At 41.3% G+C, this 25,062-nt stretch carries 23 protein-coding genes; 11 read left to right on the top strand and 12 right to left on the bottom strand.

Features of this window, described 5'->3' with window-relative positions:
• Positions 1-35 precede the first annotated feature (35 nt).
• From H6G28_RS26135 to apcB, 4 genes are all read right to left on the bottom strand, one after another.
• The gene (locus H6G28_RS26135) at positions 36-1,271 is read right to left on the bottom strand and encodes an LL-diaminopimelate aminotransferase (RefSeq protein WP_190675440.1); all 1,236 of its coding nucleotides are present in this window, start codon (positions 1,269-1,271) and stop codon (positions 36-38) included.
• Positions 1,272-1,307: 36 nt separating this feature from the next.
• Positions 1,308-3,950 (bottom strand): WG repeat-containing protein, encoded by a 2,643-nt coding sequence (locus tag H6G28_RS26130; protein ID WP_190675357.1) that lies wholly within the window; start codon positions 3,948-3,950, stop codon positions 1,308-1,310.
• A 165-nt stretch (positions 3,951-4,115) separates the two neighbouring features.
• Positions 4,116-4,451, bottom strand: a complete 336-nt coding sequence (locus H6G28_RS26125) for a XisI protein (protein WP_190675355.1) — start codon at positions 4,449-4,451, stop codon at positions 4,116-4,118.
• A gap of 223 nt (positions 4,452-4,674) precedes the next feature.
• Positions 4,675-5,184: an allophycocyanin subunit beta gene (apcB, locus tag H6G28_RS26120; RefSeq protein WP_190675352.1), complete on the bottom strand. Its 510-nt coding sequence runs from the start codon at positions 5,182-5,184 to the stop codon at positions 4,675-4,677.
• 356 nt (positions 5,185-5,540) lie between these two features.
• Between apcB and glnA the strand changes: the two genes are divergently transcribed.
• A complete protein-coding gene (glnA, locus tag H6G28_RS26115) occupies positions 5,541-6,956 on the top strand; it encodes a type I glutamate--ammonia ligase (protein ID WP_190590189.1) in 1,416 nt (471 codons plus the stop codon).
• An 81-nt stretch (positions 6,957-7,037) separates the two neighbouring features.
• On the opposite strand, the gene gifA is transcribed toward glnA, so the two are convergent.
• Positions 7,038-7,238 carry a glutamine synthetase inactivation factor IF7A gene (gene gifA / locus H6G28_RS26110; protein WP_190590188.1) on the bottom strand — a complete coding sequence of 67 codons (201 nt, stop codon included), beginning with the start codon at positions 7,236-7,238 and terminating at the stop codon, positions 7,038-7,040.
• A gap of 297 nt (positions 7,239-7,535) precedes the next feature.
• On the opposite strand from gifA, the gene H6G28_RS26105 reads away from it, so the two are divergent.
• Positions 7,536-8,435, top strand: coding sequence for a ferritin-like domain-containing protein (locus H6G28_RS26105; RefSeq protein WP_190675351.1), 900 nt, complete (start codon positions 7,536-7,538; stop codon positions 8,433-8,435).
• Positions 8,436-8,695: 260 nt separating this feature from the next.
• Here the strand turns inward: H6G28_RS26105 and H6G28_RS26100 are convergent, their stop codons facing one another.
• Positions 8,696-9,529 (bottom strand): slr1353 family protein, encoded by an 834-nt coding sequence (locus H6G28_RS26100; protein WP_190675349.1) that lies wholly within the window; start codon positions 9,527-9,529, stop codon positions 8,696-8,698.
• 1,326 nt (positions 9,530-10,855) lie between these two features.
• Here H6G28_RS26100 and H6G28_RS26095 point away from each other — a divergent pair.
• From H6G28_RS26095 to H6G28_RS26085, 3 genes are all read left to right on the top strand, one after another.
• On the top strand, positions 10,856-13,207 hold the full coding sequence (locus H6G28_RS26095) for a ribonuclease R family protein (RefSeq protein WP_190590185.1): 2,352 nt from the start codon (positions 10,856-10,858) through the stop codon (positions 13,205-13,207).
• 19 nt (positions 13,208-13,226) lie between these two features.
• Positions 13,227-13,847, top strand: a complete 621-nt coding sequence (locus tag H6G28_RS26090) for a flavin prenyltransferase UbiX (RefSeq protein ID WP_190590184.1) — start codon at positions 13,227-13,229, stop codon at positions 13,845-13,847.
• An 85-nt stretch (positions 13,848-13,932) separates the two neighbouring features.
• Positions 13,933-14,631, top strand: coding sequence for a LapA family protein (locus H6G28_RS26085; protein WP_190675347.1), 699 nt, complete (start codon positions 13,933-13,935; stop codon positions 14,629-14,631).
• Between the two features lie 178 nt (positions 14,632-14,809).
• On the opposite strand, the gene H6G28_RS26080 is transcribed toward H6G28_RS26085, so the two are convergent.
• Positions 14,810-15,010: a hypothetical protein gene (locus H6G28_RS26080; protein ID WP_190590182.1), complete on the bottom strand. Its 201-nt coding sequence runs from the start codon at positions 15,008-15,010 to the stop codon at positions 14,810-14,812.
• Between the two features lie 471 nt (positions 15,011-15,481).
• Between H6G28_RS26080 and H6G28_RS26075 the strand changes: the two genes are divergently transcribed.
• The 3 genes from H6G28_RS26075 to argB all read left to right on the top strand — a co-directional run bounded on the left by H6G28_RS26075 (position 15,482) and on the right by argB (position 18,802).
• Entirely contained in the window at positions 15,482-17,119 is a 1,638-nt protein-coding gene (locus H6G28_RS26075; protein ID WP_190675345.1) for an NB-ARC domain-containing protein, read from the top strand.
• A gap of 133 nt (positions 17,120-17,252) precedes the next feature.
• Positions 17,253-17,813 carry a shikimate kinase gene (locus tag H6G28_RS26070; RefSeq protein WP_190675343.1) on the top strand — a complete coding sequence of 187 codons (561 nt, stop codon included), beginning with the start codon at positions 17,253-17,255 and terminating at the stop codon, positions 17,811-17,813.
• A 95-nt stretch (positions 17,814-17,908) separates the two neighbouring features.
• Positions 17,909-18,802 (top strand): acetylglutamate kinase, encoded by an 894-nt coding sequence (gene argB / locus H6G28_RS26065; protein WP_190590179.1) that lies wholly within the window; start codon positions 17,909-17,911, stop codon positions 18,800-18,802.
• 86 nt (positions 18,803-18,888) lie between these two features.
• On the opposite strand, the gene H6G28_RS26060 is transcribed toward argB, so the two are convergent.
• Positions 18,889-19,302 (bottom strand): hypothetical protein, encoded by a 414-nt coding sequence (locus H6G28_RS26060; RefSeq protein WP_190590178.1) that lies wholly within the window; start codon positions 19,300-19,302, stop codon positions 18,889-18,891.
• A gap of 151 nt (positions 19,303-19,453) precedes the next feature.
• Between H6G28_RS26060 and H6G28_RS26055 the strand changes: the two genes are divergently transcribed.
• The 3 genes from H6G28_RS26055 to H6G28_RS26045 all read left to right on the top strand — a co-directional run bounded on the left by H6G28_RS26055 (position 19,454) and on the right by H6G28_RS26045 (position 21,887).
• On the top strand, positions 19,454-19,984 hold the full coding sequence (locus H6G28_RS26055; protein ID WP_190590177.1) for a tetratricopeptide repeat protein: 531 nt from the start codon (positions 19,454-19,456) through the stop codon (positions 19,982-19,984).
• A gap of 155 nt (positions 19,985-20,139) precedes the next feature.
• Positions 20,140-21,015 carry a DUF3153 domain-containing protein gene (locus H6G28_RS26050; RefSeq protein WP_190675438.1) on the top strand — a complete coding sequence of 292 codons (876 nt, stop codon included), beginning with the start codon at positions 20,140-20,142 and terminating at the stop codon, positions 21,013-21,015.
• A 698-nt stretch (positions 21,016-21,713) separates the two neighbouring features.
• On the top strand, positions 21,714-21,887 hold the full coding sequence (locus tag H6G28_RS26045; RefSeq protein WP_190590175.1) for a hypothetical protein: 174 nt from the start codon (positions 21,714-21,716) through the stop codon (positions 21,885-21,887).
• A gap of 124 nt (positions 21,888-22,011) precedes the next feature.
• Here the strand turns inward: H6G28_RS26045 and H6G28_RS26040 are convergent, their stop codons facing one another.
• From H6G28_RS26040 to H6G28_RS26025, 4 genes are all read right to left on the bottom strand, one after another.
• Positions 22,012-22,503: a YajQ family cyclic di-GMP-binding protein gene (locus H6G28_RS26040; RefSeq protein WP_190590174.1), complete on the bottom strand. Its 492-nt coding sequence runs from the start codon at positions 22,501-22,503 to the stop codon at positions 22,012-22,014.
• Between the two features lie 70 nt (positions 22,504-22,573).
• Positions 22,574-22,969, bottom strand: a complete 396-nt coding sequence (locus tag H6G28_RS26035) for an MAPEG family protein (protein ID WP_190675341.1) — start codon at positions 22,967-22,969, stop codon at positions 22,574-22,576.
• 95 nt (positions 22,970-23,064) lie between these two features.
• A complete protein-coding gene (locus tag H6G28_RS26030; RefSeq protein ID WP_062294944.1) occupies positions 23,065-23,568 on the bottom strand; it encodes a hypothetical protein in 504 nt (167 codons plus the stop codon).
• Between the two features lie 324 nt (positions 23,569-23,892).
• Complete coding sequence (locus H6G28_RS26025) at positions 23,893-24,987, bottom strand: phosphotransacetylase family protein (protein WP_190590172.1); 1,095 nt, start codon at positions 24,985-24,987, stop codon at positions 23,893-23,895.
• Positions 24,988-25,062: the final 75 nt, after the last annotated feature.

The raw sequence follows: 25,062 nt of genomic DNA, 5'->3' as shown, positions 1-25,062 counted from the left end.
ATTTTAATCAGGTGGGCATTGCCCACCACAAGTTTCTACACCTTAAACTTTTCAGTAATTCGCTTCATCGCTTCTTCGACATTTTCCCGGCTGTTGAATGCGGAAATGCGGAAGTAGCCTTCACCCGCAGCGCCAAAGCCAGAACCAGGTGTACCAACTACATTGCAAGTATGCAGCAATTTATCAAAGAAATCCCAACTCGATAGTCCATTGGGAGTTTTCACCCAAACGTAAGGCGCATTGACACCGCCATAAACTGCGAGTCCGGCGGCGGTGAGTTTTTCTCGAATAATTTTGGCATTTTCTAAATAGAAACTCACCAAAGCCTTTGTTTGTGCTTGTCCATCTTCAAAATAAACTGCTTCCGCACCCCGTTGCACAATGTAAGACACACCGTTGAACTTGGTGGACTGGCGGCGGTTCCACAGTTTCCAAAGTTCCACATCGGAACCATCTGCGGCTTTGGCTGTTAAGGTTTTGGGTACAACAGTTAAAGCACAACGAGTTCCGGTAAAGCCTGCATTTTTAGAAAAAGAACGAAATTCGATCGCACAATCTCGCGCACCTGCAATTTCATAAATAGAATGAGGTAAGCTCGGATCTGTAATATAAGCTTCGTAAGCTGCATCAAAGAAAATAATTGAACCGTTGGCTTTGGCGTAGTCTACCCAAGCTTTGAGATGTTCTTTGGTTGCAGTTGCACCAGTGGGGTTATTGGGGAAACAAAGGTAAATTAAATCAACTTTTTCTTTCGGAATTTCTGCCGTGAAGTTATTTTCTGCTGTCACAGGCAGATATACTAAGCCTGCAAACTCACCTTTCTCATTGGCTACACCTGTATGACCCGCCATCACATTGGTGTCTACATATACAGGATACACAGGGTCAGTCACAGCAATGACGTTGTTGTTACCAAAGATATCGAGAATATTACCAGTGTCGCACTTGGAACCATCAGAAATAAAGATTTCTGACGCATCGATGTCTGCACCGCGTGCTTGAAAGTCCTGAGCCGCAATTTTTTCCCTTAACCAAGCATAACCTTGTTCTGGCCCGTAGCCTTTAAAAGTTGCGCGATCGCCCATTTCTTCCACAGCTTTAATCATCGCTGTGCGGCACGCTTCTGGTAAAGGTTCGGTCACATCGCCAATTCCCAAACGAATAACTTTAGCATCAGGGTTAGCTTCCGCAAAAGCATTTACCCGCCGCGCAATTTCCGGGAACAGATAGCCAGCCTTCAGCTTCAGGTAGTTGTCGTTAATCGTCGCCATATTAGATAGTGAAATACGCACTACAACAGCTTACAGCTAATTGCTCTTGATGATACCTAGACTGATTAACTTTTCCCTACTTAATTCTTTCATCTCTATCCGCCATTGATACTTATCACTAGAATCAAATTTGATATTTTTTTCCCAAGCTAATAGAGCTTCTTCATAGTTACCAAGCTCTTCAAAAGTTACAGCTTTTACCCCCCATCCCCAAGCATCTTTGGGATAAGATTCAGTATATCTTTCAATCGCTTCTATTAATTTTTGAACATAGATTATATCAAAGATACAAACTATCCTAATTGCTAAAATTAGGCTTTGCCATGAAAAACGATTATGTGGATCAAGTTTAATTGCTTCTTCCCATGCAGATACTACTTTTCTATAATTACCTAATACTCCCACATTCTGCCGGAGAGTTAATGCTTTCCTTTGCCATGAAAAAGCACTTTTAGGATCTATCTTAATCGCCCTATCGTACATTTTTAATGCTACTTTGGGCGAAAACTTTTCTAGCACTATACCTACTAATTGAAAAATGAATGCTGGTTTGTATATCAGATAAACAATACCCATAACTAACAGCAGTAATGCTGTGTACCAACGATCAAATAAATACCAACCACCTAGAGAAAATTCTGCGGAAATTCCCAAAAGCAACGTAGCAACCGCAGATGGAAAAAAAAGTATTAAACCAGCAATTGGAATAAATGGTAATAGAAAGCAAACTAAAAGTAGTCCAATTAAAGAAGCAATACCATTGCTACCTTGTAATTTGGATGGCAACCAAAATGAAATAATTCGATAACCATCTAGCGGCGGAATTGGCAGCAAGTTAAATACTGCTATGACAAACTGCAAACTAATGAAGGCTGCTATAAATGCAGAGAACCAATGCGGTAAATTCCCAGCAATGCTGAAATGAAATATAGGAACTAATAGTAATCCAAAAAGTATACTGGCGATCGGCCCTGCTGCTGCTGTCAGGCTTGACCAAAAACGGTTACGAATTTGATCAAATTCAATATAAACCGCAGCACCTGGTAAAGCTATTCCACCTGTTATTAAAAAAATTCCCGGCAGGATAATACTGTGTATAGGATTGATATACCGACGCGGGTCAAAGCTTAAATATCCTTTGTTTTTGACTGAGGTATCGCCACCCCAATACGCTACAATTGCATGACCAAACTCATGAAAACTAATCGCAACAATCCACAACAAGCAGGCCATAACTGAAGCCAGTAGTTTAATTCTGGCTGGATAGAATTTGCTGAAATCAGCAGTGGTGATCATTTGTGGAAATATCTTACCATCATGAGTGATGTAAAAACCATCATAGTCATTGTGATAAACTCTAGCGACTCCGTATCGGTCGAACGATTCACATTGATAAAACTGAAGTTGGATGGCGAATTGACCAGTTGTGTCAATATATCCACATTTATTATCTTTTGCTACAACTGCAAGCCCATAAGAAAAACGATGTTTCGTAATCTCGTTTGGCTCAATCTGTTGGGGATATTTTTCAAATTTTGATTTCAAATCTTCACTTGAATAAAGTGAATCATTTGGATCAAACTCTGGCTTAATGATAACTTTGCCTGTTTTATCAATAAAACCAATCTTGCCATTAGAGACTACTAAACCACGGTCTTCAAATAAGCTATCAGCATAATCAAATTGTGGAGTAACAATAAATTTGCCTGTTTTGTCAATGTAGCCCCATTTTTTGTCTACTCTGACTGCTGCTAATCCCTGTGAAAAGCTTTGACAGCGATCAAATTGTGGTTTGATGACAATTTTTCCTTGTTTATCTTGATAACCACATTTATTCCAGGAGAATGATGAATATTCTGAGGTTCTGACTATAGGTTGAAAATCTCGCCGCCACATTTCAATAATTGCAAGTTCTTCCTGAAATTCTTTCGCTAACAGAGGTGGATTATCAAAGTTGCCGACTGGCTGACCTGATTTATCCCAATAATAGATGATGGGATCATAAACGATTTGCAAACGTGATTTGTCTATCACACTTAAGTCAGTTTTTGCTATTCCTTGAAAAAATTTAATTGGTGATTTATCTATAGGCTGGATAATCCATTTACCTTCGGGATTGATTACGCCCCATAAACCATTTACTTGAACAGTTGCTACACCACCAGAAAATTTCTGAACTTTATCGTATTGGTAGGGGATTACTAATTCGCCACTTTGATTAATAAATCCCCATTTACGGTTGAGTTTAATACCTGCCAAGCCTTCCGAAAAAGAACTTGATGACCACTCATCATCATCAATATCATCGTAAGGAGAACTTGACTCACCAACTTTATCGTATTGCGGAGGAATAGTTATTTGTCCCTGAATGTTGATGAATCCCCATTTATCTTTGACTTTTACGGGTGCAAATCCCTCCGCAAATTCCTCTGCATATTTAAACTGAGGTTCTACAACCATCTGTGCAGCTTGATTGATGTAAGCATATCCGCTTCTCACTCCCCTCATATAAAACTGCACAGGATATAAGTTTTCTGTCTTAGTTGCATATCCCTTTTGCAACACACTCATGGGATATAGTTTTTCAATCTGAGAGACTTGATCTATGTGAAAAGCGATCGCTCCTACCAATGCCAACAAAAACAGAACTAGCAACCAAGTCCTTTTCTGGAACACCATTAGTAGAAGTCTCCTTACTTTTGGTAGATAGAGCTACTACTGTTTCTGACTCACCAGTAGCATCAAAACTTATAATCGCATATATTTGTATATTTTCTCGTAGTTGCTTTTGAAAGGCGATACACTGTACTCCAGTTTTTACTGTTAGATGTGTAATATTTACTACTAAGATATGGCAAAATCTGTATATTGCCGCAGTTCTTCGGGATGGAAACCCAAAACAATATCTTCGTGCGGAATACCTGCTGCTAAGAATGCTTCTGCCACTGGCTCAGATGTGCCATCGTATTGAATCCACACTTTATTATTAATGATATCTATATGCACTATCGAACCATGCACACGCCGCACCCCATCCCAACCAACGTGTACAACTTCGTAATGGTCTCGCTCTGAGTCAATCACTGCTTCTGTATCTATTTGACCATTAGCAGGTTTGTGACCAGCATATTCAAATATTAATTGACGAATAATTTCCCGATAGCGAGTTAGTTTATCCATTGAATAATTCTCTCTAGTTGCTGGGCATCGGTAAATAATGAAACATCGAGTAGGCAAAGGCTTGTAACTCTTACTAAAAGTATAATTTTTGTAAAAAAGCGATCGCCTCTTTTCAAATACAAGATGCGATCGCTTTACAAAAATTTAGATAACAGCAATAAGTTTGACAAGCCTCAAACAAAACTAGTTCCTAGCCTCTAGTCCCTAGTCCCTATTTCAGCTTTTAAACATCCTGCTCGCTTAACTCACGGGTGATATGGTCAAAAGGCTCATCAACAAAAGCCGCATTAGCTATACCTGCTGCTGCTACTTGTTCTTTGACGAGATCCTTCATGATTTGTACACCACGAACTGTCGGCCCAATAGGTACACCTAAAGAATTGTAAGTTTCTCTCAAGCCTTGTAACACACGCTCATCCAACACATTGGTGTTACCCGCAACTAGCGCATAAGTAGCGTAGCGGAGGTAATAGTCCATATCGCGTAAACAAGCCGCATAACGACGAGTTGTATAGGCATTGCCACCGGGACGAATCAATTCTGGTAATTCTTCAAATAATTTAGAACCAGCCTGCTTGACAATTGCAGCCGCATTTGAATTGATAGCAGCCGCCGCTTGTACCCGTGCTGTACCACTTTCAAAATAAGATTTCAGACTGTCGATCGCATTCCGGTCAAAATAACGGCCAGCTACGTCATAATTCTTAATTAAAGTTGTAACTGCATCGCGCATTCCTTTTCTCCCAATCTTTACTATCTATGGTTTGATATTTATTTGGCTGCACTTACGCACCAGTAAATTTTTGTGCTATTTAAAATAAGTTCTGCACAAAAACAATCTATCCGCTACTTAAGGATTCTATGCCAAAGTTGCCCCCGATGAAATGAACTTTCTTGTTTTTACAGATGCCGCGCGAAAGGTTAATATAACCTGTAATCCAGGGAATCTGTAACAAAGACTACATAATTATGTAATCTCAAATCTTTACGATAATCCAGGTGTGTCACAACTTGGTGTGGATCAGTAGGGTTAGAATGCTTTGGCAGATTCTGGTTTTACAATAGGAAATTGGCAGAGAAGGAGTAAAAATGACAACCCCACAAGAAGTCTTGAAATTGATCCAAGACCAAAACATTCAGATGATTGATCTGAAATTCATCGATACACCAGGAACATGGCAGCACTTAACCGTGTACCAGAACCAAATCGATGAAAGTTCATTCACTGATGGCGTACCTTTCGACGGTTCCAGCATTCGGGGTTGGAAAGGTATCGAAGAATCAGACATGACAATGGTGTTAGATCCCAACACAGCTTGGATCGACCCATTCATGGCAGAGCCAACCTTAAGCATAATTTGTAGCATTAAGGAACCCCGTACAGGGGAATGGTACAACCGTTGTCCACGGGTTATTGCCCAAAAAGCTGTTGATTATCTAGTTTCTACTGGTATTGGTGATACCACTTTCTTTGGCCCTGAAGCTGAATTCTTCATTTTTGATGATGTCCGCTTTGACCAAACCGCCAACTCCGGCTACTACTATGTAGACTCTGTAGAAGGTCGTTGGAACTCTGGTAGACAAGAAGGCCCCAACTTGGGTTACAAACCACGCTTCAAAGAAGGTTATTTCCCAGTTTCGCCAACCGACAGTTTCCAAGACATTCGCACAGAAATGTTGCTGACAATGGCAAAATGTGGTGTCCCCATTGAAAAACAACACCACGAAGTGGCAACTGGTGGTCAGTGCGAACTCGGCTTCCGCTTTGGTAAGTTAATTGAAGCGGCTGACTGGCTGATGACTTACAAATATGTCATCAAAAACGTAGCTAAGAAATATGGCAAAACCGTTACCTTCATGCCAAAACCAATTTTTGGCGATAACGGTTCCGGTATGCACTGTCACCAGTCCATTTGGAAAGATGGCAAGCCTCTATTTGCTGGCGATAAGTATGCTGGTTTAAGTGAAATGGCACTACATTACATTGGTGGCATTCTCAAACACGCACCAGCACTATTGGGTATCACCAACCCCACCACAAACTCCTACAAACGTCTCGTACCAGGTTACGAAGCACCTGTTAACTTGGCTTACTCCCAAGGTAATCGTTCTGCTTCTGTGCGGATTCCTCTTTCCGGCACTAACCCCAAAGCAAAACGCCTAGAGTTCCGTTGTCCAGACGCTACTTCTAACCCTTACTTGGCATTTGCGGCTATGCTTTGTGCTGGCTTGGATGGCATCAAAAACAAAATTGATCCCGGCGAGCCTCTAGATAAAAATATCTATGAACTGTCTCCAGAAGAGTTGGCAAAAGTTCCTTCTACCCCAGGTTCTCTAGATAAAGCATTAGCAGCCCTAGAGAATGACCACGCCTTCTTGACCGACACAGGCGTGTTCACAGAAGACTTTATCCAAAACTGGATTGACTACAAACTAGCTAATGAAGTTGAGCAGTTGCAGTTGCGTCCTCATCCTTATGAGTTTTATCTCTACTACGACTGCTAATTGTATTCAGTAGTAACTTTTGAAAGCCACCTCTGGAGGTGGCTTTTTTTATGATTTAACGCTCTTGACAACTCTTTCAACCTAGCTCATCGAAGCGTTGCTGCTGCCATAAATCGCGCGTGCAGTTTGGTCTACCTTGCCTTGAATGGGATTCCAATAATGGGAAACTTCTTCAGGAAGACCAAGTTCTTGTGCCGCACGCATCAGCATTGATTGTTGACGGTTTTTAACTTGTTGATGTTGGCGCACCATCAATGCACGAGATTTTTCTTGAATAGACATACTTCAGTCCCCCTTAAGGTTTAGTTATATTTTTTAGCTGATAGTTCTTTCATTTATTAATATAGCAAAAATTCTGTAGCTTAAGCTACCGTTTTTGTTTTTAAGCCGATAAAGAAAGAAAACTTAATATTTAAGGGGCTGTGATGAGTATTTTTGCGTGAGAGAAAAACCCAAAAGTCATGATTTTCTGATATTTGTACCAAAAATTACCTTTAGAAAAATCAATCATTTCGGTTTCCGGCAAGTAAAGAAAAACTGAGATAGCATCAAAAATGACAGTTAATAAAACTTCATACTATGACAGTTACTTATCCACGGAAATTTCAAGATAATCTAGGTGCGAGAGATATCTTAAAGCGGGTAGTGGGCGATCGCGAATTACACCTGATAACCCTAAATCGCTACCGTTACAACGAACAGCGCAGTTGCAAAGACTTAACAGAAGTAATTGAAAAACTCAACGGACAGCCACGAGAACTGATCAAGGATTTATCGCATCACATTGCAGATGAAGCGCGTCATGCTATGTGGTTAACCGATTTATTAATAGACCTGGGAGCCGATATCGGTACGCCCCCAGGAATTTCTTATATTGATGAATTTGAAAAGCTTATAGACCAATCTTCTTATGATGAAGCAGGGACACTAGAAGATGGTATTATTGCTCCCCTAGCAGCAATTAACGTGACCGAAAAACGCGGCTGTGAGTATTTCTCCGCCCACATTTATGCCCTCAAGCAAGCACCACAGACCGAAGAAAACATCAAAATCCGCGAAACCATCGAAAAAATTCTACCAGAAGAAGCCGGACACGTCCGTTGGGGAAACCGTTGGTTAGGCAAAATAGCTGATAAAAGTCCAGAACATCGGCAAAAAGTCGAGCAAGCCAAGCGTAAATATGCAGCAATAGAACAAGCTGCTTATGAGTCAGGGATGGATATTACCCTGGGTGCAGAACTTCGACGTGTAACAAGGCTGGTGGAAGTAGCAAACACTATGCCACTCTGGGAACGTCCCCAATACTTGATGGAACGCTTACCCCAAGCTTTACTCGCCCCTGAATTGCAATTTACCAGAATTCAAGCAGCACAAAAAGCTTGGCAGCGTAACCCACAAGAATTTATGGAAAAGTTTGTGCCAATGTTCATCAACGGCATCAAAAAGAGCGAGATAGAAACAGATAAAACTAAGGTTTAAATTGAGTAGGACTTACGCATAACAACGAAAAATCAAGGGTTTGGGCGAGGGTGTAGGGGTACAAGGTATAGGGGTGTATAATCTAAAACCTTTACGCCACACACCCTTACACCCTTACACCCAATCTTCATAGACAATATTGGTGCGTAAGTCCTGGAAGTGTATGTATCTAAAACCCTTACACCCTTACACCCAATATTCATAGACAATCTTGGTGTGTAAATCCTGCTAAGGACAAAGGACAAATGACTAATAACTGATCAAAACCCCGCGATGGGATCAGGTTGAGATTGGAGATATTGTAAAAAGCTGTGCAGTTCTTCTTCCGTCAGCAAAGTACGTCCCCGTTTACCGTAGGTTTTAATCAGATGTTCTCTTCCCTGTTCTGGTGTCCAGCCTAAACGTTGCAACTCCACATCGGTTTTTGCAATCACATCAGACAAATCGACTGCTTCTGCTTTCTTTTTTCTTTTACTGGTGGTTGTGGAAGTAGTTGCAGTTTCAGAAGAACTATAATTGCGGGGTGTAAATGGAGTGACATTACTTGCAGTCATTCCCGAAAAAGCAGGTGTTTCTGGCTGATGCGGAACTTCAATTTCTAAATTATCGACAGAGGGAACAAACGCTGGCTCTCGATTGGGAGTTAAAGGTAAGCTAGGCGTTAAATCTGGGGTATGAGTATCAATGCTTAATGCTTCCGCAGTAAATAAATCGGGTGTGATAGTTTTACTACTAGCAGCGACTGGAGATATTTCCGGTTTACTAGTCACTAATTCCAAATTCTTATCGGGGGTAGCTGCATAAGTTGATTCTACTGTTGTCTGAATCACAGGCATAGGAGCTACAGAATTTGTCACTTGCGGCGATGATTCTGCCTGAGTTTGTGGTTTATTTTTTACCCCTAATACCATCAGCGCCCGGTTGCGGGCTTGGTCTTCTGCGGCTTCTACGGTTTCGGCGGCGGCTAAACCAGTAGCACGGATTACACCGTCAATCTGCACACTGGCTCTAACAATATATTTGCCTTGAAAAATGTCTACTAATTCGGAAGTTAAACTACCGTTGGGATACAAGCTCTGAAATTGAGCCAACATAATACTGTCACCAAAATCTAATGTCTGCTAAATCACGGGGTTAATTTTCTTGGATTTCTCTCTTGTGAGAAATCCAGGGGTGTGGGAGGGGTAGGAGGATGGTGAAGAAATCTTTCCCCCCTCTCTCCCCACACTCCCCACACTCCCCACACCCCCTACCTATACGTGAGAAATTCGGGTTTTATCTATAGCAGGGAACAGAGAGGGGGAAACAAGGACGTTTGACAATTATTCCTTGTCTTCATTCATCTGGCAACTGCGATATTTACCCCAATGGCGAAAGGAAGATAACTATAAATATGTCCACAGTGAATCTATGGAAATATTTTAATTTAAGTCTATAATTCCTGGGTTGGTAGAGAAAAGTTTTCGGAAATCTCAGCTTTGGCAAAGTTGATTTGTCCTGGAAAGCGATCGCCTACAACCCCTGCCCCATCCTCCAGCTAATTTTTCTGGTATCTTAAAGTTCAGAGTAATGTTTATGCTTTATCTGTGGTGTCGTCATTGCAGCAGTAACAATTATTTTGAGGCATAATTAACTACTAGCTCTATTTATGTAGGTTATATCGCCTTCAGTGCTATACTATTTACCTAAATCTCTATTTAGAATTATTTCCTAGAAGTACGCTCTAAATCTACAATAATGGAGATAAGGTTCGCCCTCACTGCTTGTCTGACTGCTGACCTAATTGTTACCGATTCTACATGTGGGAATATTGGGTTAATCGGCAGTTTCTCCTAGTTAAACATCAGAGTCGGATGGCGTAAAAGCACCTTCAAGCTAGACAATCAAACACCTGTGGTTTTTCCGAATTGATCGCTTTTGGGTACTGTGGAGATGAACCTTAAGCCAACCTCTCAAAAACCCTTTGCGTAATTAATTAGCAGGTAAAACCCCCTCATCAGGCGTACTTTATCAGTTTGGTTCAGTGAAGGAGCAGAAAACGTCAATTAACTCTGAAATGGTCATGCAGTGAGAAGTTCTCAAATTTGGGGAGTAAGTTAATCTCCAGGTAGGAGAACTTCACAGAACCAAGCCTCAAGGCAACTCGTTTCCAGTTAGTTAGTATCTGTAGGCCGTGAGGGTATACAGAACAGAACCAGATTCAAGAAGAATTCAGAAGTCAGAATTCAGGAGTCAGAACAAGAAAGTGTGATGAAGCAGCGCCAAGAGTTAGAACCACCAAATCATAAATTGAGTGTGAGACTTAAACCCCTGATTCATCCACCAGTCGCCAAAAGGTAAATTCTGAATTCTGACTCCTGTCTCCTGGATTTTTCATTGTTAAACCAACATGATGTTTTGACCAAAGGTCGGTTCACTGCATGGAATTTTCAATCGCTACACTCCTTGCCAATTTCACCGATGATAAATTGGTAGCTCGGAAAGTTTTAGAAAAGAAACTTGGCTGCGAAGATGAGGATAGTTTAGAAAAGCTGCATATTGCCTTAGATATTCTCGAAAAAATCGGAATTTTAGTCAAAGAACGGGGTAAATATCGCCGCGTCTTTGAAGAAGGGGTGATTGAAGCCAAGCTTCGCTGTTCTAGTAAAGGTTTTTGTTTTGCGATTCAAGATGTAGAAGGCGCTGAAGATATCTACATCCGCGAAAGTCATTTAAGTAATGCGTGGAATGGCGATCGCGTTTTGGTAAGAGTTCTCAAAGAAGGCAGTCGGCGGCGCTCTCCCGAAGGCGAAGTTAAGTTAATTTTAGAACGTTCTAATCACACTTTACTAGCCCGGATTAAACAAGTAGAAAGTGGTTTTCGCGCTGTACCTTTAGATGATCGCCTGTTGTTTGAACTCAAGTTGCAAACAAATGGGATGACTTTTGCCGAAGCCATCGACCATCTCGCCCATGTGGAAGTACTGCGTTATCCTTTAGCACAATATCCCCCCCTGGGAAGGGTCGTGCAAATTTTGGGTAGCGATGCGGAAGCCGCCGCCGATATTGATTTGGTGACTTGTAAACATGATTTATCCCGCAATTTTTCCGAAGCGGTACAAGAAGCAGCTGCGAAGTTACCCAAACGCATCCTGAAAGCGGACATCAAAACCAGATTAGATTTACGCAGTTTATTTACCTTGGCAATTACGGGGATCAATACTGATGCCAAGTTAGTAGAAAATGCTTTGAGTTTGGAAAAAACCAACAAAGGTTGGCGTTTAGGCTTTCACATTGCCGATGTTTCTCACTTCATTCAACCTGATGAAATTTTAGACAGAGAAGCCTTGAAGCGCGGACGTTCTGTGTATTTGGGTGATTTAGTCTTGCCTATGTTACCAGACACAGTAGCCGATCGCTGTTCTTTGGTGGCGGGAAGCGATCGCCTGACACTCTCATTCTTAATTACCATCGACCCAACGTCAGGGGAAGTGGAAGAATGGGAAATTCAGCCGAGTGTGATTAATGTTGATACCGCCATCAATAAAGACAAGGCGGAAGCAGTTCTCAGTGGTCAACCTGCTAAGGAATCTGAGGAAGTTATTCAGTTATTGCAAAACCTGGAAGGTTTACACCAAGTTGTCAAACAAGCACGCCTAGCCCGTGGTAGCTTGCAATTAAACTTGCCACCCAATCAAAATCCTTACTTTGATGAAGGAATGTTAGGTGCGGTTGTGGTGAATAATTTAACTGTGCGATCGCTCCTCACAGAGTTTACCCTGTTAGTCAATCAACTCATGGCAGAACATCTCAGTGCATTAGGTATTCCCGCCATTTGGAGAGTCCAAGGCGCACCTGATCCCGAAGATGTCCAAGAAATGCTCAAACTGGCAATTAATTTGGGTGTGGAACTGACATTAGACCCCGAAACGGATATCCAACCCTTAGATTATCAGTTATTAACGCGAGCCTTTGCCGAATCGCCTTCCGAACAGGTGTTAACTTATTTGTTGCAAGACACCCTCAAGCCAGCCGCCTACAGCACCACCAAAGGCAGTCATTTTGGCTTGGCACTAGCGCAATATACCCACTGTACTTCGCCCTTACGCCGCTATCCCGATTTGCTCTTGCAACGAGTTTACTACCGACTGATTGAACATGGACGCGATCGCCGCACTACCCGCGTTAAAGACCGCGTTAACCTGCGTCATTCATCATCCCACATCGAAGTAAGTTGGAACGTCTTACCGCCCGAATTGCAACAAGAACTGCAAAGCGATTTAACCAGAGTCATCATTCAACTCAACGACCGTGAAAAAGAAGTCCAAGAAGCTGAAGCTGACTTGGCAGGGTTGCAAAAAGCCCAACTGATGAAACAACGCATCGGGCAAGTATTCCAAGGCGTAATTACTGGTGTGCAGTCCTACGGGTTCTTTGTAGAAATTGAAGTCCCAACCACAGACTCGCCCAAACAAAAACATCCCAGTGCGCCATTACGGGTAGAAGGATTAGTCCACGTTAGTTCATTAAAAGATGACTGGTATGAATATCGCGCCAGACAACAAGCCTTGTTTGGTCGAAAAAATCGTGCTTCTTACAGATTAGGCGATCGTGTATCTGTCCAGGTGAAGAGTGTCGATTATTACCGCCAACAAATTGATTTAGTCACCGTTGGCAGTGATGGCCTACCTAAAGGCTTAGGTAATTCTAGTCTTAACGATGACCGAGATGATATTTATCTATCTCGTGACCTTGAACCTAGCGATTTAGAAGCTTATGCTGATGATGAATAAGTTTTGTTAAGAAAACCGCGTGTCACATCACACCAAGCCTTTAATCATTGGCGTATCAGGAGCATCTGGGCTAATTTATGCCGTTCGCGCTCTCAAGTATTTGCTTGCTGCTGACTATGAAATTGAATTAGTTGCCTCTAAATCAAGTTACATGGTTTGGCAAGCAGAACAGGAAATTAAAATGCCAGCCGAACCAACTCAACAAGAGCAATTCTGGCGCGAACAAGCAGGAGTAGCCGTTGCAGGCAAACTACGCTGTCATCCTTGGAGTGATGTGGGAGCCAATATCGCCAGTGGCTCCTTTCGCACTTTGGGGATGATCATCATCCCTTGTAGTATGAGTACAGTTGCCAAGCTTGCTGGTGGCTTGAGTTCCGACCTATTGGAACGAGCTGCCGATGTCCAAATCAAAGAAGGACGCAAACTAGTTATCGTTCCCCGTGAAACTCCTTTTAGCCTGATTCATCTGCGGAACTTAACAACCTTGGCCGAAACGGGGGTGAGAATTGTCCCAGCTATACCTGCTTGGTATCACAACCCGCAAACTATCGAGGATTTGGTAGATTTCGTTGTTGCCAGGACTTTAGATCAATTGGAGATTGACTGCATCCCCATTCAACGATGGCAAGGTCATCGTTAAAGTATGAAGTATGAAGGCTGAAGTATGAAATTTATATTTCACACTTCACACTTCATACTTCATAATTCATAATTCATACTTTCTTATGGCTGTACTTCGCTTAATTTTATTAGTGGCAATACTAGGAGGACTAACACTTTTGTTAGTGCAGAACTGGTCGCCTGCCATATCGTTAGTATTTTTGGGGGTGCGTACTCAACCATTACCCCTAGCGATGTGGATATTATTCATTACTACTGCGGGTGCGTTGACATCTGTATTGATTACTACTTTATTTAAATTATCAAGTTATTTTGTAGGACAACCGCAACCAGCCCCCAAATCACGAGTTACTCCTAGACGTGTCACCACACCGCGTAGAGAAGAACCTCAATCTCAACCTTATACTCCGCCATCATCCTCTAGGTCAAATCAGGAGGCTGACAGTGAAGAATTTGATGATTGGGAAACTAGCAATAATAACGATGATTGGGATTTTGCGGAAAAGTCAGAACCAGCACCTCCCCCTAGAGCAAAAACCCAGCCAGAACGCGATTTTGAACCAGAAGAACGCCAGCCAGAGCCTAAAACTGCTTCTAAGTCTGGTTCAACCTACTCTTACAGCTACCGCGAACCAAAAAATACGGCGGCAGGCAAAACAGAATCAGTTTATGATGCTGACTACCGCGTGATTATTCCCCCCTACAAACAGCCTGAAGACGAACCCAAAAATACTAATGATGACGATGACTGGTCATTTTTTGAGGATGATGAATTTGGGGATGAAGACAAACCACGGAAATGATTGAGTAGATGAGAGGTAGGAGGTAGGAGGCAGAAGAATTTTAGATTTTGGATTGCCGTTAGCGCAGCGTTAGCGAGTCCGCGAGCGTCTTTTAGATTGAAAGAGTTTCCTAATCTAAAATCCAAAATTTAAAATCCAAAATTGATTCACTCAGCACTTTCAAGTCAGTCTACAAACTTCAGACTTCACATTTCACACTTCTTTCCCGCGATTCTTGCTTGACTTGACCATTCATTGCTGCTTCCTGTAATGACATGAAAGCATTGAAATCTTCTGAGTCATAGCGGGTAGTCAATAAATGGCGCAATTGGTTTTCTGCTTCAACCGTTAGATAGCCAGTTGCTAAAGCTTGATGTACAACGTCACGAATTCGAGTCATGGTTGATGCCTCTTAACACACCACAATTAATTTATTCGGGCTGATTCTGGTAGATTACGCATCGGTTTTGGTGTTTATACCTTAAATTTTGCAAAGCTTAGTTCTGACAAGCTCAAAAATTCAGTCATTTTTTACACCTTGCTTGGCAAAAATTATTGATGAGCAGCTAGTTTCCAAGAACTTTAGAATTCCAATAATGTGATGTTAAAAACACAGTGGGATGCCAATCTAAAAATTCTCACAGTACAGACCAAAAGTTACGTAGATTTATGTTGACTGAATTTGGTTACTTAAAGTTTCAAACAAGCTTTATAAAAATTCCGTTAAGTCTAAAGATATCTAAGTAATAACTTCCAAGTCACCTAACAACAGTTAGTAAATTCGTTATAAATTTAATTTTGATTTATTCTGACTTCATCGAATAATAGTTAGGATATTTTCGGGGTTATATAAAATACATCAATAATGGTAATGATAAGACCAGATGCAAATCAGGCAGAAGAGGAATTTTTTGAAGCTAAAAGTAATTGGGAGTTAGAAAAGTTATACGTAGATTTAGCTTCCACAAAGGGTAAGGCTTTAACACCTGTAGAAAAGAAATTCTTGAGGGGTTTACTGTGTGGTTGTAGTCCGGCGGAAATTGCCAGTATAGTTTATCAAAGTCGCAGTAGTAGTACTGTGAGAGTTTATTTGTCTAATGGTTTATACAAGTATATAGAAGAAATGCTGAGTAATGCTGCTGGCTACTCAGTGAAGGTAAAAAATTGGAGCCGTGTAACTTATTTACTTGAGAAAGCTGGGTATAAGAAAATCAGGTTTCAATTACCAGCTGCCATTATTCCCCAACAAACACAAACAACTCAACAGACAGAGTTAGTCAAAACTTCTGCTACGTTGGTTCAAGACTGGGGTGAGGCAATTGATGTTAGTGTTTTTCATGGGCGCACCACAGAACTAGCAAAAACTCAGCAATGGGTTTTGCAAGAAGGTTGTCGCTTGCTCTTACTATTAGGGATGGGTGGGATTGGTAAGACTGCTTTCTCGGTGAAGTTGGCACAAGAAATTAAACATCAGTTCGATTATGTTATCTGGCGATCGCTACGTCTTTCACCTGCCCCAGAGCAGATAATTGAACAGTTAATTCAGACTTTATCGCCCAATGCCGAGATAGTAATTGCAGAAACAATAGAAGGGCGCATCTCTCAATTGATAGATTTTCTGCGGCATAATAAATGTTTAATTATTTTAGATAATTTGGATGCAGTTTTAGCAAGTCATGATATTGAGGCAAATTTAACAGTTAGTCACCAAGGGATAAAGAATCATGTTCCGGCTTTTATCCTGCCGCAAATTCAATATCGTTCAGGTTATGAAATCTATGGTGAACTGATCAGGCGAATAGGTGAGTCTCAACATCAAAGTTGCTTACTATTAACCAGCCGAGAAAAAACTTCAGAGATAGCAGCTTTAGAAGGTAACACATTACCTGTGCGATCGCTCAAATTAACTGGTTTAAATCAATCAGAAAGTCTATCACTTCTAAAGTATAAAGGATTATTCAATATATCAGCAGAAAAATGCCGCATTTTGTCAGAACAATATGCCGGTAACCCCTTATTTCTGAAATTAGTAGCGACGACAATTCAAGATTTATTTGGGGGCAATATTGATGAGTTTATTCAGCAGGGAACCGTAGTTTTTGGCGAAATTCGCACCATATTAGACCAACAGTTTAATCGGTTGTCGCAGTTAGAAAAGCACATAATGTACTGGTTGGCAATGAATAAGAACGCTGTTTCGGTGCGACAATTGCAGAAAAACACCATACCAGGGTTATCGCCTAGATTGTCGCAAAGATTAATCTTAGAAGCTGTAGATTTGTTGCATAAGCGATCGCTACTGGAAAAAACTACACCTACGCCCATCGAACAACAAGCTTCTAGCTTTTCGCTAACTGTGGTGTTAATGGAGTATATCGTTGAACGGTTAATTGAGGAAAACTTGAAATTAAGTGACGAACAAGAAAGCTACTTTTTAATGAGTCAGACGATTTTTGCCGCCCACCTCAAAAACCATATCAAACAAAGTCGCTTGAATGCCGAGATTTAAAGTAAAGTGAGGAATTGAGAATTTACTGGAGTAAAGCAACGGGCGAGCGTAGTTGAAAGGATAAGTTAACGGCAAGCCAAGACGCAAACAGTAATTCCCAATCCAAAATCTAAAATTTCAAATCTAAAATTGTATGAGCAGCTTATTGCAAGGAGTCAGCCTATACTTGATTGGCATGATGGGCGCTGGTAAAACAACGGTAGGACGTTTACTAGCACAGCAGTTGGGTTATGGGTTTGTAGATACTGATGATGTGATTACTCAAGCCACAGGTAGATCCATCAATCAGTTATTTGCCGAAGAAGGAGAAACTGCATTCCGCCAGTTGGAAAGTGATGTATTGGCACAAATTAGCGCCCATATTAAATTGACTGTAGCCACAGGTGGCGGCATTGTGCTGCGGCGAGAAAATTGGAGTTACTTGCGCCACGGTTTAATTGTGTGGCTAGATGTACCCGTGGAATTACTCTACACCCGCTTGGCGGAAGATAATACCAGACCACTACTGCAAGATCCTGATCCCCAAGGTAAATTGCGATCGCTCCTCGAACAACGCCAACCACTCTACGCCCAAGCTGATTTACACATCATCGTCAACGAAGGTGAAACACCAGAACAAATCGCTAACAGAGTGATGGTAGCCATTCCTAGTGTGTTGAAAACTACTGCATCACACCAGAATGTAGAAAATTGAGCGATCGCCTTGTTCATACTCAGCACTTCCAAGCAAGAGATTGTGACCAGTGAAAAAGTCTTCTACACTGACTGCATAGGTTTAAAATCTCAACCATGATGGTCAACGATACTGAGTATATCAGGCAAGCTGAAGCCACCCGTGTGCGGGTACTCAGCGAAGCACTACCCTACATTCAACAATTCGCGGGACGTACTGTTGTTGTGAAATATGGTGGTGCGGCGATGAAAGACAGCACCCTCAAAGACAAGGTAATCCGCGATATTGTCTTTTTAGCTTGTGTTGGTTTGCGTCCCATTCTTGTTCACGGTGGCGGCCCAGAAATTAACAGTTGGTTAGATAAATTAGGCATTGAACCACAATTTAAGAATGGTTTACGAGTTACTGACGCTGCCACAATGGATGTTGTGGAAATGGTGTTAGTTGGTCGGGTAAATAAAGAAATTGTGGCTTTGATTAACCAAGCCGGTGGTATGGCGGTAGGACTATGTGGCAAAGATGGTCACTTAATTACCGCCCGTCCCCAAGGTCAAGAAGGCATCGGCTTTGTAGGTGAAGTTAGCGGTGTTAATATCAAAATTTTAGAAACTCTGTCGAGTAATGGTTATATTCCAGTAGTGTCAAGTGTCGCCGCCGATGATTCGGGACAGGCTTATAACATTAACGCAGATACCATTGCGGGGGAAATTGCGGCGGCGCTGGGGGCAGAAAAGTTAATTTTGCTGACTGATACTAGAGGGATTTTAAAAGATTATAAAGACCCATCAACGTTGATTCCCAAAGTGGATATTCGGGAAGCGAGGGAATTGATTGCTAGTGGTGTAGTCAGTGGCGGGATGATCCCCAAAGTTAATTGCTGCGTGCGATCGCTCGCTCAAGGAGTCAGGGCTGCACATATTATCGATGGTCGTTTACCCCACGCACTGCTACTGGAAATCTTTACCGATGTTGGGATCGGGACAATGATTTCCGGTTCTCACTTTGCTTAAGTTATTGGTCATTTGTCCTTTGTCATTTGTCCTGTGTTCTTTGGTTTAACAAATGACTAACGACTAATGACAAAGGACTAACGTCATTACCAAGGATGAGTGATAATCACCCGCGATCGCCCTCTAAATGGTGTCCGTTGCCAGGAATTATTGATAATCACTGGATTCACGATTGTGGAATCTTTAATAATGGGATTAATCAAAGTCGGATTCACCAGCGTGGAATTATTGAACCTGTCGTACCTGACTTGGGGATAATAATTGGGGTAGATGGTGCGGCTAGGTAAAAGCCCTGTTGTGGGATCTACGGGCATAGGCGTGGCAATCGGACTACCATAAATAAAAGAACCAACAGCAGGCGGCTGATTGACGCTAAAAGGATTGCTGCGATCAATCACAATCACTTGTTGGGCTGAAGCTGGGGTAATTACGGTACTCATCAATACCAAAGTGATCCCGGCTCCTAGCCAATTCAGTTGAGAAAGCTTGATATCTACCATATTTTGCTCACCTGCATTGCATAATTAAGGGTTTTTACAGATGACTTCTAGTTAAAATTTTAAAAGCTTATTTACTTGAAGATTGCCAGCTTTTGAAAAGATTACAAAAAGATTCCTGGCGTTGGCAAAATTAAAGCAGTGCTGATTTAATATGCAAGACGTGAGTGAACAAAGTTTAGAAATTGCCAGAAAGCGTTACCAAGCTGGAAGAATTGCCTTTGAAAATGGGCAGTATCGGGAAGCGATTGAAAATCTGGAAAAGGCCAGCGCCTTGTTAGCGCGAAATTCTCGCTTGGGAGGAGAAGCGCAATTGTGGCTAGTAACAGCTTATGAAGCAGCCGGCAGAAATGAAGAAGCGATCGCACTTTGCAAACAACTACAACGCCATCCCTATTCCGAAACGAATAAACAAGCTCGGCGATTGCTCTACATTTTACAAGCACCAAAGCTGAAACGCCCCAGCGAATGGATGACGGAGATTCCCGATTTGGGTGCATTATCAGATAATGAATCGAAAATGCGGGTTGCGGCTAATTCCCCCAAACCTTCTGCCAAGAAAAAACCTGCTGAACAGGAATTTGTTGATCTCAGCCAAGTTAATACCAAAGATAATCGCTTTATTTGGGTGGCGATCGCTGCTATTGGATTAATTCTCTCTTACTTAACTTGGTTGGCATTCTGAAGTGTGAAGTATGAAGTATGAAGTGGTTATCAATCATGCAGAACAAGATACCCTACTTATTAAAGAAGTCTGATCTGCAACCCTTATACCCTAAGCCAAAGATAAAATTTTATTTCAGACTTCATATTTCATACTTCTTGAGGAGAAATACAGTGATGAATTTTTCTAAGTTGGGAAAAATATTGATGAGGTTAACTCAACCATTGGGCTGGTTAACGATACAAATCAGACACAACATTAACCACATCTTTTCTCCAAGAAAAACTATTTTGTGGCTAGTAGTGTTAACATCCCTGCTGTTATCTGGGTGTGTAAAGTATGATGTTGGCGTGAATTTTCATCACTCCAATAGCGGCGAACTAGTACAGCATATTAAGTTAGGTGAACAACTTACTAGTTTTAGTGGTGATTATGTATATGCCTGGTTAGATAGTATAGAAAATCGGACTCGTAAACTAGAAGGTAAAGTCAAGCGTATTTCGCAAGAAGAACTAATAGTTACTATCCCCTTTAGTAACGGTCGAGAATTACAAACTAAGTTTAATGACTTTTTTAATTCCCATAACAATCAAAAAGTAGCAGCTACAAATAGTGAAGCTGATGCAGAACTACCGAAAATAGAATCTAATTTACTGCTATTCCAGAATAATTTTTTATTGTTAGTGCGGAATCGGTTAATTTATGATTTAGACTTGCGATCGCTGGCTTTAATTGCCAGTAAAGGTAACGTTATTGCTGATCCCGGTGCAATTCTCAATTTAGAATTTAGCTTAAACACTCCCTGGGGTGCGAACAATATTCAACTCACCGAAAATGCTGTTGAACCCGAAAAACAAGGTAATCAACTGCTATGGCGACTCCAACCCGGTGAACTCAATCATATAGAAGTAGTATTTTGGCTTCCCAGTCCTCTCGGTATTGGTGCTTTGTTAATTGTGTTGTTTGTTTGGGGTGGATTGTACGTTAGATATAATTTTATGCCAGATCCGAGAGTTCAGTTTACACCTCAATCAACGGCTACAGAACCTTAATTGATCAAAAGAGAATTCAGGAGTCAGAAGTCAGAATTCAGGAGTCAGGAACCAGAATTCTGACTTCTTCTTTAAAGCTGCGAATTCTATTCTTTATTATTTCTTTTTACTTTTGCCTTTTTACTTTTGCCTTGTTGTACGATGTTGGCGCACCTCTGGCTTGAGTTGTTCCCCATTCCAATCATAAATGTCTTCTTCTTGCGGTTGATGAAATGTGGCACCAGATTTCATTGGGTAAATACCTTAGAAAGGGTCAATCTTTCTATTATCTTCTTACTGCCAGAACAAACCAGTGAGTACAAGAGGTAAAAGTATTAATATGGACGCAATTAAAACAACAGTTGCTGGGTCAATTTGAATGGTATTCTTCTGTGGGTCACGCATTTGACTAATCTCGAACAATAACTATACTTATAACTATTCTCTATGAAGATGTACCAAATTATTTTGGGATATAGCAGTCCTGTGTGAGATAGGAACGAAAGAGACAAGGGAGACAAGGGAGCAAGATGTTTATCAATTATTTAAGATTGCTATAGCAGTCCTAAATCATTTGTGAACAACGAGATCCCCGACTTCTCAAAGAAGTCGGGGATCTGAGCCTCTCAATTTTTACAACTCACGTAGGATTGCTATATAAGAATAGTCTGAAAACAAACTCTGCATACGTTGTCTTGAAAATATAGCGGTAGTCAGATATGTTAGGACAGTTTGAAAGCTTGAATGCGAGGGATAGTAAGACTTTTTCTCCTGCCTGGTTGATGAGCGGACTTGTACTGAGCGCAGTCGAAGTAGCCGAACCACTGCCTTCTGCTATAAAACAAACTGCCAACGAACAACAACTCGCTGGCAGTTTCTTGGAAAAACTTTAACTAGTACAGGTTAGCGTAAATAAACAGACCAGAAGAAATTGCTAAAAGGCTTGTGGTATTGTTATTCTTTCTTTTTCCTTTTGCCTTTTTACTTTTGCCTTGTTGTACTAGATTTAGGCATTTCCTAACGATAGTTTGTAAATTGTAATGCAACTGGATAGTCTTCTTGTTTTAACCGTTGAATGACAATTTGCAAATCATCTTTTGATTTAGCAGAAACCCGCACAGCATCACCTTGAATGGAAGCTTGTACCTTTTTAAATTCATCACGAATCAATTTAGAAATTTGCTTGGCAATTTCCTGGCTGATGCCTTTTTTGAGGGTGATTTCTTGACGTACACGATTACCACTTGCAGATTCAACTTTGCCAAATTCAAAAATCTTTTGAGAGAGACTACGTTTGGCAGCTTTTTCGCGGAGAATGTTGTGTACAGAATCTAAAGTAAACTCACTGTCGGTATTAACAGTAATAGTTGTTTCACCCAACTCAACTGTAGTTTTAGTATCTTTGAGGTCGTATCTACTGTTAACGTCTCGCACAACTTGATCAACAGCGTTAACTAATTCTTGCCGATCAAAATCGCTCACAATGTCAAAGGAGTAAGTTGAAGCCATAAAAAATGTTAACTTTGGGATTGTAGATGAGTTTATTGGTAATTGGTATTATCTATCCTCTTCCCTAATTTTAAGTATTTGCTTGGAGGATGCTAAAGAAGAAGAGAGTTGCAGAACCCAAAGAACCAATAGCAAACATCAGCGATCGCAAAAGCGGTACATTCAAAATATAAAAGATAGAGTATAACAACCGCGTCACGACAAAAGCGATCGCCGCAACTACAGCCACAGCAGAATTGACATTCGTGACATAAGCCATTAATGCGGCGACAGCAAAAATCATAAATGTTTCAAAAGAATTTTGATGCGCCCAAGTCGCTCGTTGAGCGTAAGGTGGCAATTTATCAAACATCGCGCGGGGTGCAGAAATATCATATCCCACACTCAACCGGGCATAAGCCACCAGCAAAAACGGCAGATAAATTAATACAGCAGCTGCGGCAATACAGTACAAAAAAATAGTCATTAGTTACTAGTCCATAATTATTAGTCATTAAGTCATTGGTCATTGGTCATGAGTAAATTGCAAATGACAAAGGACAAATGACAACGGATAAATGACTAATCAAAGTAAAACAAAGTTACTACTTTTCTTTGTTCTTCGGCATCTCCGCAAGTTTGTAGCAGAGTGCGACTGTCATGAAAAGCAAAACAAATTAACTGCTGACAACGAGAGACAATCTCTTTGTTACAGATGTAACTAGCTTCAGCCAGAGTCAGGTTATCGTTACTGGGATTTTCTACCAGGTGCATTACCTGTTCTAACTGTTGCCGAGATTCGTAAGGCTGACGTTCCAAGCTTTGCGGCAGAATTACAGTCAGCAAATTGGGATCAGCCCGCATTGCGCCCTTGATAGCGGCTGAATTCGTTCCCGTAGCCCCAGAGGTAATAATCCGATTGCCTGATAACACCAAGGCATAAGTCATCATTTCAATCAGATTTTGATGGGTAATCGGCACATGACGAGAACCCAGCAAAGCAATTCGCTTAGAACCTGTTTGCTGGATTGTCGCCAGTTCTTGCGCTAATGTATCGAGGTTAATTAGGTCTATTGACTGGCTCAAAGATAAAATTAATTAGAATTGAACGACCTAGATATTTTACCAAACAGAGTGTAGGTAGACAGCCTGCTGAAGTTAGACATTGCTACAATTTTTGAATTATTTAAGTAAGTAGCTGGCGAAGGGAGACAAGGAAGACAGGGTGGACAAGGGAGAGAGATGTTGATAAATCATTGAGGCTTGCCAGATTTAACCAAAATTAGGCTTTTGTGAACCTTGACCGAGCCAATTTTAGATTTTGGATTTTAGATTTAACCCGGCAATCCAAAATCCAAAATTTAAAATCTAAAATTCGGAGGGTCAATCTCAAAGATGCTTGGTGTATGGCTAAGATAAGGCGGCTGCTGTACTTAAGCCCAGTTTCAGTAATAAACGCTCAATGTCAAAATGCTCATTCATCAATTGGCGGATGCACTGCACTTTAATTGGTTCATGGACACGTACTTGACCAAAAGTCCGGTCAACAATTTCTACGGTAGTCAAGGTGTCTAAGTCAACAGACAAAATGGGGATTTCCAGTTCTTCAGCACGACTGAGAATAAATTGCGGCGGTGGTAATTGTCCTGTAAGAATTAGGCATTGAGTTGAGGTTTCTAGGGCAGCTTGTTGAATTTCTACCCGATCGCCTCCTGTGACTACTGCCATGTTACGCCGTTTGCGGAAATACTTGACAGCCGCATTGACGTTCATCGCCCCAATGGCCAGACTTTCTACCATCAAATCTAAGCGATCGCTACGGCAGAGAACTTCGGCATTTAACTGGTTGACTAGTTCCCCGACTCTGACACTCCGCAGTAAATCATTTTTCGGCAGTGTTCCTAATACAGCAATTCCTTGCTGTTCCAAAAATGGCCGCACGAGATTTTCGACCATTTCCACTTCTTTGGCAGGAATATCATTGAGAACAACACCCACCAAGCGATCGCCTACACGCTCTTTTGCTGCCAATACCGCATCTAGAGAAAGTAGCGAATTGTAACGATTAACCAACAAAACCGCCGCGTCTAACACTTCTGCAACTTGTAGCGTTGATAAATCAAATAAATGTCCTTCTGTTAAATTGCCTGGCCCCTCCAGTAAGACTAAATCGCCGCGAGTAACTTGTAAATATTCCTGAATCAACGACTGGCGATAATTGTTGTTATCTTCGCCGCTTAAACGTTTTTGGACACTGACTGCATCTAAAGCCAGCAGAGTAGGCGCAATGCGGTTAGCTGCTAGATTCAGGCTAGAAGCAATAAACTGGACATCTTCTTCAATTAAAGTACCACCAGAGGTTGTCAAACAAGTTCCCAGTGGTTTGCCGTAAGCAATATCCAGTCCTTTTTGCTGTAGCTGATAAGACAAACCCAAAACTGTTGCGGATTTTCCGCTATAAGTTTCGGTTGAGCCAATCAGCAGATGTTTAGCAGATTTCGGCACACATGCACTCCTAATTTCAAAAGGAAGTAGAACCCAGCTAGGTGTTTACTAATTTTAGTTTGTTCCAGCAAAAGA

The organism is Nostoc sp. FACHB-190 (assembly GCF_014696905.1).
GTDB lineage: Bacteria > Cyanobacteriota > Cyanobacteriia > Cyanobacteriales > Nostocaceae > Nostoc_B.
The sequence above is the reverse complement of the archived record's forward strand: the minus strand, read 5'-3'. Positions and strand labels throughout refer to the sequence as shown.